Annotated in this window: 17 protein-coding genes; 13 read left to right on the forward strand and 4 right to left on the reverse strand. The window is 46.8% G+C overall.

The window, feature by feature from the left end; genetic code table 11:
* The first annotated feature begins 166 nt into the window (after positions 1-166).
* The 6 genes from ACTHPG_RS01065 (at position 167) to ACTHPG_RS01090 (ending at position 4,563) form a co-directional block, all read left to right on the forward strand.
* A complete protein-coding gene (locus ACTHPG_RS01065; RefSeq protein WP_440387236.1) occupies positions 167-724 on the forward strand; it encodes an STM3941 family protein in 558 nt (185 codons plus the stop codon).
* A 56-nt stretch (positions 725-780) separates the two neighbouring features.
* Complete coding sequence (locus tag ACTHPG_RS01070; RefSeq protein WP_440387237.1) at positions 781-1,647, forward strand: aldo/keto reductase; 867 nt, start codon at positions 781-783, stop codon at positions 1,645-1,647.
* 221 nt (positions 1,648-1,868) lie between these two features.
* The gene (locus ACTHPG_RS01075) at positions 1,869-2,255 is read left to right on the forward strand and encodes a GntR family transcriptional regulator (RefSeq protein ID WP_036606428.1); all 387 of its coding nucleotides are present in this window, start codon (positions 1,869-1,871) and stop codon (positions 2,253-2,255) included.
* Entirely contained in the window at positions 2,248-2,946 is a 699-nt protein-coding gene (locus tag ACTHPG_RS01080) for an ABC transporter ATP-binding protein (protein WP_440387238.1), read from the forward strand. The genes ACTHPG_RS01075 and ACTHPG_RS01080 overlap by 8 nt, the downstream gene beginning before the upstream one ends.
* Positions 2,943-3,683: a hypothetical protein gene (locus ACTHPG_RS01085; RefSeq protein ID WP_440387239.1), complete on the forward strand. Its 741-nt coding sequence runs from the start codon at positions 2,943-2,945 to the stop codon at positions 3,681-3,683. The genes ACTHPG_RS01080 and ACTHPG_RS01085 overlap by 4 nt, the downstream gene beginning before the upstream one ends.
* Before the next feature lie 379 nt (positions 3,684-4,062).
* Complete coding sequence (locus ACTHPG_RS01090) at positions 4,063-4,563, forward strand: hypothetical protein (RefSeq protein WP_440387240.1); 501 nt, start codon at positions 4,063-4,065, stop codon at positions 4,561-4,563.
* Positions 4,564-4,670: 107 nt separating this feature from the next.
* Here ACTHPG_RS01090 and ACTHPG_RS01095 read toward each other — a convergent pair whose 3' ends face one another.
* Entirely contained in the window at positions 4,671-5,555 is an 885-nt protein-coding gene (locus tag ACTHPG_RS01095) for a WYL domain-containing protein (protein WP_440387241.1), read from the reverse strand.
* Positions 5,503-6,858, reverse strand: a complete 1,356-nt coding sequence (locus tag ACTHPG_RS01100) for a helix-turn-helix transcriptional regulator (RefSeq protein ID WP_440387242.1) — start codon at positions 6,856-6,858, stop codon at positions 5,503-5,505. The genes ACTHPG_RS01095 and ACTHPG_RS01100 overlap by 53 nt, the downstream gene beginning before the upstream one ends.
* A 459-nt stretch (positions 6,859-7,317) precedes the next feature.
* On the opposite strand from ACTHPG_RS01100, the gene ACTHPG_RS01105 reads away from it, so the two are divergent.
* The 3 genes from ACTHPG_RS01105 to ACTHPG_RS01115 all read left to right on the forward strand — a co-directional run bounded on the left by ACTHPG_RS01105 (position 7,318) and on the right by ACTHPG_RS01115 (position 10,441).
* Positions 7,318-8,811: a TROVE domain-containing protein gene (locus ACTHPG_RS01105; protein ID WP_440387243.1), complete on the forward strand. Its 1,494-nt coding sequence runs from the start codon at positions 7,318-7,320 to the stop codon at positions 8,809-8,811.
* A 49-nt stretch (positions 8,812-8,860) separates the two neighbouring features.
* Positions 8,861-9,643 (forward strand): nucleotidyltransferase domain-containing protein, encoded by a 783-nt coding sequence (locus ACTHPG_RS01110; protein WP_440390064.1) that lies wholly within the window; start codon positions 8,861-8,863, stop codon positions 9,641-9,643.
* A 165-nt stretch (positions 9,644-9,808) separates the two neighbouring features.
* On the forward strand, positions 9,809-10,441 hold the full coding sequence (locus tag ACTHPG_RS01115) for a copper amine oxidase N-terminal domain-containing protein (RefSeq protein ID WP_440387244.1): 633 nt from the start codon (positions 9,809-9,811) through the stop codon (positions 10,439-10,441).
* 140 nt (positions 10,442-10,581) lie between these two features.
* Here ACTHPG_RS01115 and ACTHPG_RS01120 read toward each other — a convergent pair whose 3' ends face one another.
* Positions 10,582-10,974 (reverse strand): RidA family protein, encoded by a 393-nt coding sequence (locus tag ACTHPG_RS01120; protein WP_440387245.1) that lies wholly within the window; start codon positions 10,972-10,974, stop codon positions 10,582-10,584.
* A 275-nt stretch (positions 10,975-11,249) separates the two neighbouring features.
* Between ACTHPG_RS01120 and ACTHPG_RS01125 the strand changes: the two genes are divergently transcribed.
* Positions 11,250-11,501 carry a hypothetical protein gene (locus tag ACTHPG_RS01125; protein WP_105408427.1) on the forward strand — a complete coding sequence of 84 codons (252 nt, stop codon included), beginning with the start codon at positions 11,250-11,252 and terminating at the stop codon, positions 11,499-11,501.
* 61 nt (positions 11,502-11,562) lie between these two features.
* Here the strand turns inward: ACTHPG_RS01125 and ACTHPG_RS01130 are convergent, their stop codons facing one another.
* Positions 11,563-12,483 (reverse strand): AEC family transporter, encoded by a 921-nt coding sequence (locus ACTHPG_RS01130; protein ID WP_169480293.1) that lies wholly within the window; start codon positions 12,481-12,483, stop codon positions 11,563-11,565.
* A 120-nt stretch (positions 12,484-12,603) separates the two neighbouring features.
* Between ACTHPG_RS01130 and ACTHPG_RS01135 the strand changes: the two genes are divergently transcribed.
* The 3 genes from ACTHPG_RS01135 to ACTHPG_RS01145 all read left to right on the forward strand — a co-directional run bounded on the left by ACTHPG_RS01135 (position 12,604) and on the right by ACTHPG_RS01145 (position 15,405).
* Positions 12,604-13,119, forward strand: coding sequence for a mismatch-specific DNA-glycosylase (locus tag ACTHPG_RS01135; protein WP_440387246.1), 516 nt, complete (start codon positions 12,604-12,606; stop codon positions 13,117-13,119).
* A 134-nt stretch (positions 13,120-13,253) separates the two neighbouring features.
* Entirely contained in the window at positions 13,254-13,829 is a 576-nt protein-coding gene (locus tag ACTHPG_RS01140) for an RNA polymerase sigma factor (protein WP_440387247.1), read from the forward strand.
* Positions 13,807-15,405 carry a hypothetical protein gene (locus tag ACTHPG_RS01145; protein ID WP_440387248.1) on the forward strand — a complete coding sequence of 533 codons (1,599 nt, stop codon included), beginning with the start codon at positions 13,807-13,809 and terminating at the stop codon, positions 15,403-15,405. Before ACTHPG_RS01140 ends, ACTHPG_RS01145 begins: the two co-directional genes overlap by 23 nt.
* Positions 15,406-15,433 lie beyond the last annotated feature (28 nt).

The raw sequence follows: 15,433 nt of genomic DNA on the forward strand, positions 1-15,433 counted from the left end.
AATATGCGCAAAAATGACGAGAAATGGTCTAAATTTAATGTTTAACATGGGTGGATTTGGTTTAATGTACAGTGCAATTCCTGTTCTGCATTCGGTTATTTGGTTCATAGCCATTCGTTTATATAGAACTTGTATGATTCAGTCGTAATGAAGGAGGAACGTCACGTTGAGCACATCCTATGAACAGCATGTAGAATATCCAAACCGTAAACGAATGGCGTGGCTTACGGCAGGGGCAGCACTTTTTGTGGCCGCCGGATTTTTTCTGATTTTTGATCGTTCTTCCGATACGAATGATTCCATCCTTTCGGGTGTGATTGGAATTCTATCCATTTTGTTTTTTGGGCTATGTTTCTGCTACAGTCTGGTAAAGATGATTAAGAAGGAACCTTCTTTTGTCATCAATGAGGATGGGTTTGTGGATGCATCTTCGTATACCGCAGGAGGAGCCGTGGCCTGGAGAGACGTTGAGAATATTTTTATGTATGAATTGATGGGACAGAAAATGATCGGTGTTAAATTGCGAGACGAGAAAGGTTTCCTGGATCGCCAGAACGGGATGAAACGCAAATTGATGACGGTCAACAGCAATATGGTTGATGCGACCATCAGCGTTGCCCAGAGTAGCCTCACCATGCCACTGGATCAGTTGTATATCCTGATGATGAGGCACTGGAGACATGTAAGTGATGGCATGATTTATGAATCGTATAGTCATCGTTAGCGAAGTCGCAATGCCCGTCGTAATGTCCATAGAGTCTTCAGAATGGAGGAACATAGATGATGCATGGTGATCAGACACGCACGATTCTTCTTCCAGATGGAACTGTCCTGCCTGCGATAGGACAAGGCACGTGGTACATGGGAGAGAAGCAATCCAGCCAGGAAGAAGAAGTACGGGCACTGCGTTCAGGTATTGAACTGGGAATGACCGTGATTGATACGGCGGAGATGTATGCAGAAGGTGGGGCAGAAGTCGTTACGGGAAAGGCAATCTCAGGCCTTCGTGATGAAGTCTTTCTCGTATCCAAAGTGTATCCCCATCATGCGGATCGCAAGCAGATGATTACGGCCTGTGAGCGCACTCTCAAGCGACTGGGGACAGATCGTCTGGATCTGTATTTGCTCCACTGGCGCGGAGGAGTACCGCTCGAAGAGACGGTTCAGGCCCTGGAACAATTGAAACAATCCGGTAAAATTCTGCGATGGGGTGTCTCGAATCTGGACACAAGGGATATGCAGGAATTATGGAGCCTGCCGGAGGGCTCGCAGTGTATGGTGAATCAGGTGCTTTACCATGCATCTTCGCGCGGTATTGAACATGATCTGCTTCCCTGGATGCGGGAACGGCATGTTCCAGTCATGGCATATTGTCCCCTGGCTCAGGGCGGCAGGCTTCGAAGTGAGTTGTTGGAACATCCAGTCATTCAGAAGATTGCACAGGATCGAGGAGTGACAACTTCGCAGATTGCATTAGCCTGGGTGATCAGGGATGGAGATGTGCTGGCGATTCCCAAGGCGGTACAACTGAGTCATGTGGCAGACAATGCGGCAGCAGTGAACATCGTTTTGACACCAGAAGAACGGACCCGGCTGGATGAAGCTTTCCCTGCACCTGAAGGCAAGGTACCTTTAGACATCGTGTAGATGGTATCTTTGAACGATGAGCATATGAGCAAGGTGAAAATATGAATATTGAGCGATACAGGGCAGATCGATACGATCTGCTCTTTTTTGTATGTATACAGATAACGAAAGCTTGTCCATTAACGAAGCGAATATATATTCATCACAAATGGGCTTTACAACACTATTTCACTAGTGTACTATATAACTAACACACCAGTACAGAGAGGAGCGAGAGCTTTGTGACTATTGAATTTGATAACAACTTACCGATCTATTTGCAGATCATGCAGTATATCAAGAGACAGATTGTAACCGGGACACTTCAGGCAGGTGACAAAATTCCTTCGGTTCGTGAACTTGCGGCTGAATTACAGATTAATCCGAATACAGTACAACGGACATTTCAGGAGCTCGAGCGGGAAGAAGTGGTTGAAACCAAACGGGGTTTGGGCAGATATGTGACCAGTGAGGAGCGGAAGATTATGACGATCAAAAAAGAGATGGCCGGTGAGTTGCTGGAACGCTTTTTGACCGGAATGCAGGAACTGGGGATTGAAGAACAGGATATCTTATCCATCGTAGCCGATGCCGTTGCGGAAGGAAAGGGAGGAACAACGCATGAGTAACATTCTTGAACTGAACCAGATTAACAAGACATATGGCAATAAGAAAGCGCTCAGTAATATCACATTGGATATTGCGCCTGGCCGAATCGTAGGTCTGCTGGGTAGCAACGGCAGTGGCAAAAGTACGCTCATGAAGCTGGTTGCAGGTTTGCTGCATCCAAGCAGTGGAACAATTCAAGTCTCAGGTAAGCCCGTTGGGCTGGAGACGAAGTCACTGGTTTCATTTATGCCGGATCGTCCATTAACCGAGAAGTGGATGAGAGTGCGGGATGCGATTGCGTACTACCGCGATTTCTATGCTGATTTTGACGAGGAAAAGGCACGGGAGATCCTCGATTTTATGAACCTTGTTGAGAGTGACCGGGTGCGGCATCTATCGAAAGGTATGAATGAACGGCTGCAACTAACACTGGCACTATCCCGTAAGGCTCGTCTGTATCTACTGGATGAACCGATTGGCGGAGTAGATCCGGTTGCGCGTGGCAAGATTCTGGATGCGATCGTCAAATTCTATGATGAAGACAGCAGTCTGATCATCTCCACACATCTGGTGAATGATATCGAACGGATTTTTGATGAAGTCGTCTTCATTCGTGAAGGTCAGCTGGTGATGAGGGAAGAAGTGGAAACAATCCGTCTGAAGTATGGAAAAAGTGTGGATGAGATGTTCAAGGAGGTTTATGCGGAATGATGACATTATTGAAGTATGACTTTAGAAGAAACTGGAATACACTGCTGGCAGGACTGGTTATTTTAATTATTGCACAAGTGGCGTTTTCCGTTTTCATGTCTGAGATCGCAGGGATTGTGCTTGGCATTATGGGTTATGTTGGAGTAGGTGTGGCTATTTATGTGAAAATGATCAAAACATACACCTCCAATATCCGCTCTTATAATCGTCGTCTTTTGCCCGTAACGGGTCTATCCCATGTGTTGTCTCCTTTGATCTTTGGAGCTATTTGCGGTTTGGGATTAGTGATTATATTTACGATTCATGCCTACATTTACATCTCAATGAAACTCAGAATGAACATGATTACCCATATTGATCTTTCGGGTCTGCATGTTTCGGATTATCTTCGTTTGTTGCTGTTTAGCGCTTGGGTTATCGTATTTATGACGGTCATTATCTTTCTTTCGATCTCGATTGCGGGCAGCTTCCGCTGGAGAACCGGGCCGTGGATCGGAATCGTTGCATTCCTGGTCCTCGTTAATGTGATTGGCTGGTTGGAGAATATGATGATGACAGGACGCTTCAGTCCAGTTGAGATGTTCCGTTATACCGAAAATAATACAGGGATTTCAATCACAGGCAATGGCGTATTATGGTCGGATGGCATGTGGGGAAGCACTATATTTGAAGTAATCGTAGCGGTCATTCTGGTATGGGCTACCATTTACCTGAACAATAAAAAAGTTGAAGTCTGAGGACCACGCTATAAGCAGGTTAAGATAAAACGACACGGGCGACGAGAGTTGCTCGTTTTGTCATACACCGAGATTTGACTTTTTGAATCGCATCCCAATGAATACACGTAAATCTATATAAATTGAACTAAACATTTACACAAAACGGAGAGGACAGAAAGGACCTGAAGAAGCGGAGCGTTCGCCTTTATCCCCGGATTTCTCCTCTATAAAGGAATCAAAAAAATCTGGGGATAACAGCGATCGGAAGGTTGTTCTGTCATCGGAGTGTACAGTGTAAATATTCTTTAGTTCAATATATATAGATATCGTATTCATTGGTTGTTGATCCCGGTTAAAGAGAACGAAAGGGGATATGTAAGGGGAGGGAGAAAGGATTATGGAACTATACTTTAGGGACAACTTTTTTAACGCAGGTTATACCGAAATTATGAATCCGAATCAGGAACAGGCCGGACACTTGGATTTGAAAAGTGTATTTGGCTCTTCGCTCGATGTATCCGATAACTCGGGATTGGTCTGCAGCGGCAAATTCCGCATGTTAACCAATCGTTGGGATATTACTTCAGCCGATGGGAGACATCTGGGTGTATTGCGAGCGAGGTTCAGTTTCTTTAGCAAAAAGTATGAGTATGATGCCGGGTCGCGCGGTACGTACGATGTGTTTGCTCCAGCATTTTCGCAGGAGTATGATATTAGCGGCAGTGGTGGCCGCATCGTGGCAAGTTTCCGTCGTACCAGCGGCTGGTTCAGTTCAGGGGCATTTGTATTGGATAACCAGTCGGAACAACTGGACAACTATGAATTAATTGCAGTGGTCATGGGCGTGCACGCGATTAATAAAAGACGGAACTCGGCTGCTAGCAGCGGGGGAACCTAGTTCATGCTCATGTATATAAAAAAAGGTTTGGATGAGATCTTCCAGACCTTTTTTTATATAGGGTTTATTTTTGAGCAATAGGTTATGGTTAACCCGCTTTTACGGCATCAATGACCATCGGCTTTTGCAAGCGGTTCTTCCTCGGGTTGACGGTGCTGAACGTCATTGGAGTATTCGGAATGTGTATCAGGATCTTTAGCTGCATAACGGGCCAATGCCTTGGCAGCTGTCTCGGACATTCGCTCCCGCAGCACCATGTGGTCAGCGATCCGCACCCGTTTGCCCAGAAAACGCATCTTGGATAAGACATAATCCATTTCATTCCGCGGAACGGTCAGTTCGATCCGATAGGTCTGCTGGGGTTCCATGTACTCGACCTGTTTCTCGAAGCAGGAGAAGGCATAGAGGATTCGGGATAACTCCTGATTGAACTCGGGCAGAACCTCGATGGTGATCGTCGTTTTGCGCTTCTCTGTAATAGTAGCAATCCGGGCAATGTAGCCCGAAGCGGTATCCGGCTCAACCGGTTGGTCTTCCACGCTAACGATGCTGTGCAGCTTGGTAGACATGAGCGTGTCGATACGAGGCGCGTACCAGAGCACATACCATTCTTTTTTGACCATGGAATACTCCAGTTTATACGGGAACCCCAATTCATCCTGGCTAGTGCGTCCATTACGGACACGACCAATCAGTCGGAATCCCTGGCGTTGAAGAATGATTAATCGTAACCGTCTAAGCAGTGGATGAGAGACACTGTTTTCCTCACTTTTGGCTTTTTCGGTCAGGTAATCCTGAAGGTTCAGGTCTTGCTCACCATTCAGCATGTTATGCATTTTATTCAACGTTACCGTGCTCAGCGCTTCTCTCGCTGCGGGGTGATTCAGCATCATGCGAAGCCAGGCCCGTTCCTGTGAGGTCCAGGTGAACAGTCCGGTTTCATTCAGCCGGGTCATCATCTGGTAATTGAACATCTTCTCGAACAGGTTCATAATATTCGGCAATCTCCTTCCATTCCTGGATCATCTCCTGGCGTAGTCTCTGCGGTGCGATGATTTCACAGCTTGAGCCAAAACTCCGTAACCACGGTTTGATCTCGGTGGTACCGTTGACCTGGATTTCGTAGAGAAAGGTATGATCCGTTTCGGGAACGATCTTGCCCCATTGCCCTTGCAGACGAACCCGATCCAGAATGAAATTGCGCTGACCACGCTCCGGGTGGAAAAAGCGAGCTTGAACCGTCACGGTATTGCCTGTGTCTACCAGCCAACTGTAGCGACTGATGTCAGTCCACTGCTGCTTCAACTCGAGCATGTATTCCTCTTCTACTGAATCTTCTTCCTCCAGTTGAGTTATGCCTTCCATGCGGAATTTCACAAAGCCCTGGCGGCTCTGAAATCCAATGACATACCAACGACCATACTGATGGTCATAGACCACTTCGAGGGGCACGATCCGGTTGGATCGTCCGCCTGCTTCCCTTTCGAAGCGTGGATTCGTATTCTGTGAACTGTAGCTGGATGGTTTTTTTGGTGAGTAGTACAAAAACTGCACACGTTTGCGCTGACGAATTGCACTAAGCAGGGTGTAGAGATGAGCTTCGTCCAGGATACGAGAATAGTAGTGATATTTATAGATATAGGGCTCGGTAGCTTCGTCTTGCGGATAACTTGCCATAATGGCTTTCTTCAGACTGTCCCGCAACAGGTACCCCTGTACGGAAGGAACCTGGGTATTCGCCATCATATCCACAAAATCATACAACTCCAGCTGTTCCTCCACGGTTAATTCGGTAAGGACATCTTGTTCTAAAGCATATCGATACGGCCTGCCACCGGGCTCTTTCCGAATAACGCCAACCTCTTCCAGATATTTCAGATCAGAGCGAATGGTTTTCTCATCAGGTAACGCCAGATCTTCCGGCAGATCAGCACAGCAAGCGTCCAGCAGTTCCATCGCGGTCAGGCATGTATTTTGCAGGGTATGCAAAAGGACGGAAAGACGCTGAACTTCGGTCTCTTTCATCGACTTGGCGCGGAAGAGGAAGAGCAGCATGGGCTCCGCGGATTCTCCGTACTGGAAGCGGACGAGATCAGCCATATCCCGGCTTGCTTCGGCGCCTGAACGCTGCTCAGTAACGCTTTGCATGATTTCTTTTAACCTGCGATTAGTTTTGTCAAAGGTATGTACGGATATGCCAAGCCGCTCGGCGTACTGTTTGCGGGTATATGCACCACTGGTCAGGGATAACATGCGTAAGAACTGAATTTCTTTGTCAAAACTCTCTTTAGCCATAGGTATTCACTCCTTGGTGGCCTGGAGTCAGGCGGATAGAATGGACGACGATGTGGGCAGAACAATTCTGGGATACAGAAACATTCGTGAACTTCCCATGTACGATATCTCTTTATTGTAGCAGGAAGAGTGTCAGGTTTCATTTTAAACTTATGATGGTTGATTCCATTTCAAAAATTGAGTCATCGTCATACTTTTGCCATGTTCGCTTGCAGATGTGTGAGGCATAATGAGGTTGTGAAGCGGGGCAGCAACAAGCACTGTGGATCAAGGTTCCGAGGCGCCAGGGAGGGTTACTTCGACTGTTAATCGACCAGGTCGTTGGTTCGAATCCAATCGCCGCCGTTCATGGCGGTGTAGCTCAGCGGTAGAGCGGGTATTATACCTTCCCACCTTTTTCCTCGGAACATTTTATTATGAAAGAACAGTAAATAGACTCACACCGGGAGGTCATGAGGGATGAGCAGAGCGAAACAATTATTCAATCAACCTCAGCCAACGACACGTAATCATGGGGGCTACGGAGCCTATGAGCGATTGGTGGAGGAACAATATATACAGATGTTGATGACCAATACTTTGAACAATACGTTCTATGCAGATACCCAGCAACTGATGGACGACGCGATGGTCAGTCATCAGGAGATGGCTGAGGTCGATGCAGGGTATATGGCGCGGGCGCTGGTCTATGCTCGTAATGAAGGTTTGATGCGGTTACAGCCTTTATATGGCTTGGCACTATTGTCCAAAGTGAATGTGGATCAGTTTGCAAAGGTATTCTCTCAAGTCGTACAGACACCGGCTGATTTGGCTGATTTTCTGACCATTCTGAGAGGATTGGGTCGGGGGCAGGGCGGCCGAGCGGTGAAGCGTCAGGTGAGTCTCTTTTTGAACGGGATCAGCGAATACTGGGCCATCAAATACAACGGACGCGGGCGTGGATACAGTCTGGGCGATATGATCGCTACAGCACACCCCCAGCCGAAAGATATGAAGCAGCAAGCCTTATTCCGTTATTTGCGAGGACATGAGGTGGATCTTACGGAACTTCCGCAGTTGCAGGCGCTGGAAGAACTGAAAGCTACCCCCAACCCGGCAAGCCGGATGCATCTGATCGAGAAAGGCAAACTTCCGTATTCGGTGGTCACCTCGATCATGCAACCGACACGTACGGTGTGGGAGGCATTAATGTCACAAATGCCCACCTTTGCGTTGTTGCGCCATCTGAACGCAATGGATCGGGCAGGTGTTTTTGAGAAATCGAAAAATATCGATGTTGTTACACGTCGTCTAACGGATGCGGAAGCTTTGCGCAAATCGCGCATATTGCCTTTCCGGTTTGCCAGTGCGTATGAAATGATTGCGAGGGAAGAGCTGCGGGATGCTTTGCGGCAGGCGGTGGAGCTATCCATTGGCAACCTGCCAACGCTGCCAGGAAGAACCGCTATTTTCCTGGATCGTTCCGGTTCCATGCAAGGGGATTATTTACGCATTGGTTCGGTGCTGGCACTGGCCCTTTATAAACAAACGAGAGGTAACGCAGTGTTCTGGTTATTCGACCATATGGTTGAGGATGCTCGGCCGCAGATGAATGAGAGCATTCTTTCCCAGGCTCATCGTATTCGTGCACAAGGTGGGACAGACACCGGTCGACCTGTGCGGGAACTTCGGGATATCGGAGAGAAAGTGGATCAGATCATTATGATCACCGACGAACAGCAGAATGAAGGCAGTCCGTTATATGCCGAGCTTGAGCGATACCGCCGGATGATGAATCCGGAGCTAAAGGCATTTATTGTGGATATAGCACCTTATCAGCAGGCACTGGTACCACCGCGGGATGGTAGAACCTTTTACATCTACGGTTGGAGTGAAACGGTATTGACGTATATTGCGGAAACTGTGGCCGGATATGATACACTCGCGGACCGGGTGAGAGCGATGGATATTTAAAATTTGGGGAAATTGGAGGCGACTGAGCGTGACTTATGTTCAAGAAGAAATGAAAGATACGATCAGACAACAACTGAAGCGGATTGAACAGGAGGAGCAGGTACGGATCATCTATGCCTGTGAATCAGGCAGCCGGGCGTGGGGATTTCCTTCCCAGGATAGTGATTACGATGTGCGTTTCCTGTATGTGAGACCGCTGGAATGGTACTTATCGATTGAGGATCGAAGGGATGTTATCGAACGCCCAATCAGTGATCAGCTCGATATCAATGGTTGGGATCTGCGCAAGGCGTTGAAGCTGTTTCGCAAATCAAATCCACCGCTGCTGGAGTGGCTGCAATCCCCCATTCAGTATGATGAACGGTATAACGTTGCACAGCATATCCGTGCACTTTCACCGTTGACCTTCTCGCCCAAGTCCTGCATGTACCATTATCTGAATATGGCGAAGGGCAATTTCCGGGATTATTTACAAGGTGAGCGAGTAAGAATTAAAAAGTATTTCTATGTGCTGCGCCCCTTACTCGCATGTAGCTGGATCGAACGTCATGATGCGATGCCGCCGATGGCATTTGAAGAGCTGTTGCAAGAACTTGTGCCTGCGACTACACCGCTGTATACGGAGATTCATGAGTTATTACGCCGAAAAAAAGCGGGTGAGGAACTGGATCTGGAGCCGCAGTTGCCAGCCATACAGGCTTTTTTGGCAGAGAAAATCGAGCATTTTGACAGACTGGCCAGTCAGATGGAGAATGAGCAGGTGATTCGATATGAAGAATTGGATCGAATTTTCCGTTTGGCATTGCAGGAGGTGTGGGGCGAAGGAGAATAAGAGAGCGAAAGTGGTATGTAGGTGGGTAACGCTATCGTTGAAGTCGGAGCGAGCGGACCTGCGTTTGTAAATTGTTATATGAAAATAAATTTTATTATTAACATATATTGTATGGGTAATTATGGTATGATACTCTGGCCAAACTAATTGCTGGGGGTTATTCATATGCGTATTAAAGTAATAAGCAGTTTGCTTGCCATTTTCATGATTTTCGCTACGGTTGCGTCTGCCCATCCGGGAAGAACAGATGCGAGTGGAGGGCACACCTGTCGCACTAATTGTGCCAAATGGGGGCTGAAACAAGGGGAATATCACTATCACAATGGAGGTTCCTCTTCGAGTTCCAAATCTTCATCTTCAAGTTCATCCAGTTCAGGAAGTACCAAGAAAAGTAACAAATCTTCAACGGCAACCAAAAAGCAAGCTGCTCCCAAACCAGAATATATCAAGTCTTCTGTTCAGGTGAAGGTGAACGGTTCCAAGGTTGTTTTCACTGATTCTCCCATTGTAATGAATAACACGAATCTTGTACCTCTGCGAGAGATGGCCAAAGCGATGGAAGCCAAAACATCTTGGGACAGTAAGACTCAAACCATTACCGTTACCAAAGACAAGTACAAGCTAATCTTTACCTTGGGCAGTAAAAAGGTGAAGGTGAACGGAAAAGATGTCACCTTACAGGCAGCGCCCAAAGAAATTAAGGGAACAACATACATTCCGCTTAGAGTCCTGGTAGAAGGACTTGGAGCATCCCTTACTTCGTCGGGTAATACGCTGACGGTGAAAGTGAAAGAATAAAAATAAGAAAATGAACCAGAGGCAGGTTGGGATCTAAATCCTAACCTGCTTCTTCTATTGTATTTATACATGCATTTATTTTGGGGAGATCCCCATCGCATAACGTATCTTGAGCTGGGACACATGAGGTATGCGGATGATCAATCGGTATGTGCAACCGCGCGAATCTCAATCAGTTGATGAGGGAAAGCCAGACCCGATGTGCCGACCATGGTAACCGCCGGACGATGCGTACCGATATACTCTTTGTATACGGCAACACATGGCTCAAGATGCTCCTGAGGATGAACCAGAAAAATCTCCAGTTCAGCAATGTTCGACTTGGTCACGTTGAATCCTGCGAGTACGCGATCCAGGTTATCCAGTGTCTGGCGAACTTGTGCTTCAATATCACCCACACCAATGAACGTCCCCTGCATGTCATGCGAAAATTGTCCTGCAATATGGATCATGCCGTTAACGCTGTATCCCTGAGCGACGCTGAATGCTTCTTCCCACGGTACACCGTGGCTATAGATTTGAGTTGTAGTCATATGAATCTCTCCTTTGGAATTCGGGCTAAAATGAGTATAACCTGAGAAAAACGACTTGGGCAGTACGCACTTTCATGACAGTGACTATCCAAAAGGATAGCGTGAACACAGTGTTTGTGAGCCTAACGACTCATTTCGGGAAATCTTTATATCAGGATATTTAAATTAGGTATAACTAACTTAAGTCCTATATCCTTCCCCTAGAATCTGGGTAATAATTAGAGTAGGCAAGTGATTTATGGAATCTCATAACGTAACGATAGGGGGTAACCTGTATGGCATCCTTGATTCTGCTGGTAAAACAGACGGAGGACGATGAGAAGGTTATTTATCGATTCGGACCGAATGAGCGAAAGATGGGGCTCATTGAGATGAATAAGATCAAGGAAAGTGTGAGGGAACTGGAACCTGTCCAGGTGGATGGGGTAAGTCCGAGTTTTTTCTTTAACCGAGCCGCGCAGCGACTGGTACGATGTTTATTCAGGGAAGGCGGCAAGTTCCCTGAACGGACGACGTTTGAATCATAGTTTTAGCACCTAAAAAACAAGTCCACAACCCTTTGGTGGGTCATGGACTTGTTTTTTTATTTTAGAACGTTTTGGCATAAGAGATCAGTGCCGTAATCGTAATGATGTTCAAGAGCGTAGAGATCAGTACCGTCTGGGCTGCAAAATCGGGTTCGTTATCGTATTCTTCCGCCAGGATGGATGCGTTGACACCTGTCGGCATACCCGAAGCGATAATGAGTGCCTGTGCAGCGATGCCTTCCAACCCCAACATGAGCACAATCGAAATCCCGATAGCGGGGCCAATCAGGAGACGCAAAAATGTGCTAATATACACATCAAGACGGTACAGCCGAATTGGATATTTTACAATCTGTGCTCCCAGCGTCAGTAGCGCTACGGCAACCATACTTTGCTGCGCATAGGTCAGCGGCATGGACAGGAACGTCGGCAAGGGAACCTTCCACATGTGAAACAGAATCCCCAGCAAGAGCGCATACGGAACAGGCATTTTAAGAAATCCGATAATCACCGCACGGTAATTGCCTTTAAGCTTCGCACCCTGAATGGACAACACACCATAGGTGAATGTCAGTAATGCCTGTAAAGACATGACCAGCGCCTGAATGGAAGAGGCGAGTGGATCACCGCGGAATACCAGTGCATTGATGGGCAGTCCATAGTTGCCTGCGTTATCCAGCATGATACTGTTGTTGAAGGCAGCCTTCATGCCTTTATTCATCTTAAGTGAGCGCGCAAATACAGAACCTACAATATAGAGAATCAATACATATATTGCGTAAAATAGGGTAACAGTTCCGAGCAATTCCCCGGACATATCCGAGTGATACATGCTCATAAAGACGGCTGCGGGGGTAATACAATAGAAATTGATTTTGGCGAGGGTGTACAAGTCCAGCTTGAACACCTTTTGCATCCAGGACCCGACGGCAATCAGGAGAAAGACGGGCAGGACGACTTCAAGCATGATGTCTGCAATCATTAGTTCAGCTTCCTTTTTCATGAAAATTTCATCCGATTTCGAAAATGCTTTGCTTATTATATCATTTTATACACAACTGAACGTTGGAATAGGCTAAAAAAGATCAGGAGGTGTTGCATTATGATTCCAGATCATCTGGATGTTGGTCTATCGATATTGTTTATTGGTTTCAATCCGAGTATTACGTCTGGAGAGACGGGGCATCATTATGCGTACAAAGGCAACCGGTTCTGGCGCATTCTTGAACGGTCGGGATTAACCCCTCGTTTATATGATGCACAGGAGGATGGAGAGTTGCTGAAGCTGGGGTATGGATTCACGAATATCGTGGCTCGGCCCACCAGAGGAATGGAAGATATTACGAAGGAAGAGTACGCAGAAGGACGCCAGATTTTACGGCAAAAGCTGGAGGACTACCGACCGGACATCGCCTGCTTTGTCGGAAAAGGAGTATACACCCAATACAGCAAGCGCGCCAGAGTGCAATGGGGATTTCAGGACGACCCGGTCGTCAAGGAAATTCAGGAATTCGTCGCTCCGTCGTCCAGTGGACTCGTGCGCATGTCGATGGATGAGATTGTGGCGATCTATTCACAGCTTGCTGATTTTGTTGCGGACAAGAATGGAAAAGATTAAGAGGGAAGTCAGACAGGACGGCAATCGCCGATCAGGGCGAATTCTTTTTTTTGGATAAAGTGAGAGGTTTGGGGAACGGCTTCTGTCTATATAGTACAGAACCATGCATGGAAGCTGTAGAGAAGGGGGATTACATGACTCAACAGATACCGGAGGAGGAGCTTATTGAGCGCATTATTGCAGGGGATAAGCAGTTGTTCTCCGTGCTTGTGGATCGATATAAAAATAAAGTCTACGGCATCATGCGCGGAATGGGCGCGAGTCATCCGGATGCACAGGATCTCGCTCAGGATACGTTCATTCGTATCTATCGTTATCTTCCGTCGAGGCGGGAGGGGAGCAGTTTCTCTTCGTGGGTGTATACCATTGCGGTGAATCGGATGCGGGATTTTATACGGGAAAAGAAGCCCGTGATGACTGCGGTCGATCAGGGGATCGAACCTGTCAGTAACGAGACGCCGGAAAAGCGTGTGCTGCATAAGGAGATGCAGCGTGAAATATATCGTGAGCTTGAACAGTTGCCTGAATCGTATCGCCTGGTGTTATTGCTGAAGTACACAAACGAGTTGAGCTACGAAGAGATTGCAGACATTACAGGCATGAGTTCGACCAGAGTGCGTAATGTCCTGTATCGCGGGAAAAGAACGCTAAGGAAGCAAATGGAACGCAAAGGAGGTTTAGCTACGTATGAAGCCTATTTCAAAGGATGAAGATCGGTTGTGGGAGGAACACCTGTACCGTGAGGAGCCGGATTCCGATTTTACGCTGAAGGTCATGCAGAAGCTGGATGGTGTGTCCATGGAGCGTGGAGAAAATCAGCACCCATTCGAGAAAAAATCCATGAGAGCGCATTGGATGCGCCGAACTGGAATCGCCGCAGCGGCTGTTGTGATCCTTGCGGGAGGGGCATGGTTTGCGTTTGACCGCACAGCAGAGCCAGCGCAACCCGCGGTAAATGCTGTGGATCAGCGGCTTCCTGACATACCTGTACCGGAAGAAATAAGATCTGCTTATCTAACGGACGATTACAAACGTCTGAAACCACTCGACCTTGTAATTAACCCGAATATTCAAATTCTAGATCAGGGGTATACACTCAAGATTAGCGATGTCCTAGTGGATCGTTCACAAATTATTATTATAACAGAACAAAGCAACCCTGAAGGAAGCACAATACCTATTGTTTATCCGGAAGCGGGAAGGATTCATGTTACAGATGAAAAAGGGAATAGCGCTGCTTCCATGGCGGTGGATACGAGACTTAGCAGTGGGAAGTATCAAAGGTTTGTATTCCAATTGAATGATGATATTCCAGATCACGTATTTGTACGGGGAGAACTAAGTTATTTAAAAATTCCTGATCATTATAATCTTGATACTGGAAAAATTACAGCAAGTAATACAACGGTGGATTGGAGCTTCCAATTCAAGATCGATATGACCAAAGCGAAATTAATGGCTGTTGAGGCTCCCATGAACAACACCTACACGACTCCTGAGGGCTTGAAACTGAATATGACACAGCTTGTACGCACGCCAAACGGGACACGTCTTGACATGAACATCACTCTGGAAGATCAACTTCGTGCCAAAGTCGGAGAGAATTGGGCGGATGATATGGACTTAATGTATCATATCGAAATTCCGGAGACGAATGAGTATCGAATTTTTAATGAGAACAGACCCAATGCCCGACAAGCCAAGTTCCGACTCCGAGATATGAGCAGACTGAGTGAGAATAATGATGGTCAGATGAAATTTTCTGAGACATGGGACCCTGCTTATGTTACGGTGGATGCGAAGAAGATTCGCTTTGTTCTGGATGGCTACACCATCCCGGTGTGGGAAGAGAAGTCCCTGGAAGTGGATCTGGAAAAGATGCGTAAGGATGCTGAAATTTACACCTACGTATTGCAATTTGAACAATATGGAGATGAAATTTTATTTTCTGATTTCAATTACAAACCTGTGTGGGAATCCTATGACAAAAACTACTCACTTGTCTTGGAGGGAACTGGAACTTTCCGAAATGCTTTTAATGATGATCACTGGGTGGCGGTAGATTCGGGAGGAAAAGAGTATCCTGTTCAAGTAATCGGTTTTCCAGACCAGCCGAATAATAACGGAGAATACGTTGCAGACAACCTGAAATTGGTCATCCGAGGATTTTACAAAGAAGATGGAACGAGATTGACCTTAAAACGAAATGTGGTTAATCGAGAGTATCATGATGTAAAATGGGAAGTAGATCTTCCGTCATATACTAGTCTGCCTTGGCAAAAATAACAGCACGGATGCCGTGAACGGAACGTAA

It is taken from the genome of Paenibacillus sp. SAF-068 (assembly GCF_051967555.1).
Lineage (GTDB): Bacteria > Bacillota > Bacilli > Paenibacillales > Paenibacillaceae > Paenibacillus.

What these genes read in the sequence shown, in the direction of transcription:
- ACTHPG_RS01080 (WP_440387238.1), top strand. Translation starts at nt 2,248, where the DNA reads ATGAGTAACATTCTTGAACTGAACCAGATTAACAAGACATATGGCAAT.
- ACTHPG_RS01145 (WP_440387248.1), top strand. Translation starts at nt 13,807, where the DNA reads ATGAAGCCTATTTCAAAGGATGAAGATCGGTTGTGGGAGGAACACCTG.
- ACTHPG_RS01070 (WP_440387237.1), top strand. Translation starts at nt 781, where the DNA reads ATGATGCATGGTGATCAGACACGCACGATTCTTCTTCCAGATGGAACT.
- ACTHPG_RS01125 (WP_105408427.1), top strand. Translation starts at nt 11,250, where the DNA reads ATGGCATCCTTGATTCTGCTGGTAAAACAGACGGAGGACGATGAGAAG.
- ACTHPG_RS01090 (WP_440387240.1), top strand. Translation starts at nt 4,063, where the DNA reads ATGGAACTATACTTTAGGGACAACTTTTTTAACGCAGGTTATACCGAA.
- ACTHPG_RS01115 (WP_440387244.1), top strand. Translation starts at nt 9,809, where the DNA reads ATGCGTATTAAAGTAATAAGCAGTTTGCTTGCCATTTTCATGATTTTC.
- ACTHPG_RS01100 (WP_440387242.1), bottom strand. Translation starts at nt 6,858, where the DNA reads ATGGCTAAAGAGAGTTTTGACAAAGAAATTCAGTTCTTACGCATGTTA.
- ACTHPG_RS01130 (WP_169480293.1), bottom strand. Translation starts at nt 12,483, where the DNA reads ATGATTGCAGACATCATGCTTGAAGTCGTCCTGCCCGTCTTTCTCCTG.
- ACTHPG_RS01085 (WP_440387239.1), top strand. Translation starts at nt 2,943, where the DNA reads ATGATGACATTATTGAAGTATGACTTTAGAAGAAACTGGAATACACTG.
- ACTHPG_RS01140 (WP_440387247.1), top strand. Translation starts at nt 13,254, where the DNA reads ATGACTCAACAGATACCGGAGGAGGAGCTTATTGAGCGCATTATTGCA.
- ACTHPG_RS01095 (WP_440387241.1), bottom strand. Translation starts at nt 5,555, where the DNA reads ATGAACCTGTTCGAGAAGATGTTCAATTACCAGATGATGACCCGGCTG.
- ACTHPG_RS01110 (WP_440390064.1), top strand. Translation starts at nt 8,861, where the DNA reads ATGAAAGATACGATCAGACAACAACTGAAGCGGATTGAACAGGAGGAG.
- ACTHPG_RS01135 (WP_440387246.1), top strand. Translation starts at nt 12,604, where the DNA reads ATGATTCCAGATCATCTGGATGTTGGTCTATCGATATTGTTTATTGGT.
- ACTHPG_RS01120 (WP_440387245.1), bottom strand. Translation starts at nt 10,974, where the DNA reads ATGACTACAACTCAAATCTATAGCCACGGTGTACCGTGGGAAGAAGCA.
- ACTHPG_RS01105 (WP_440387243.1), top strand. Translation starts at nt 7,318, where the DNA reads ATGAGCAGAGCGAAACAATTATTCAATCAACCTCAGCCAACGACACGT.